Source organism: Catenibacterium sp. AM22-6LB, assembly GCF_003435615.1.
GTDB lineage: Bacteria > Bacillota_I > Bacilli_A > Erysipelotrichales > Coprobacillaceae > Catenibacterium > Catenibacterium mitsuoka_A.
In genome coordinates, this window is sequence record NZ_QTUM01000113.1 from 905 (window position 1) to 1,444 (window position 540).

Here is a 540-nt window from a genome sequence, read left to right on the forward strand (position 1 = left end):
CAGGAGTTCGATCCTCCTAGGCTCCACCAATTATAAATCAATCCTATAGTAGAAGAAATTAGGCAATTAAATGCCGAAGAACCTCCTCAATTTGAAATTGAGGAGGTTTTTATTTTTTTATCAAACTGTTGACAAATGATAAAAATCGTGTAGCTAGAAATGAATGAATATTCATTTCTAGCCCTTTTTAGTAGTTAAACTATTATGAAACAAAGCAAACACAACATTCTCTACTCACCACAAAGGTTAAGACTATTCTTGGACGCTCTATGGATGTGGCTCTTGATAGTCTGAAGTGCTACTGAATGACCCTGTTTCCAACTTCACTCGTTGCCGAAAGCTTCCTGCTCGTACTCCCTTTGAATGCATCATGAGTCTTTCAAATTACTCCTCAATAGGTGAATTGTCTCACTTTTTTGAGGGTCACGGTCCGCATTTTGCTTTGTATGAAACTATAATAAGTTATTTACCCGTTACAGCCCCTTTCGTATTATAGAACTAGAAGTTATTCAAGTAATAATTCTAGTTTTTTATTTTATC

At 35.6% G+C, this 540-nt stretch carries 1 tRNA gene (running past one end of the window); it reads left to right on the forward strand.

Features of this window, described 5'->3' with window-relative positions:
- Nucleotides 1-29, forward strand: a tRNA-Ala gene (locus DW269_RS12840) (it extends 73 nt beyond the left edge of the window).
- The last annotated feature ends 511 nt before the right edge of the window (nucleotides 30-540 follow it).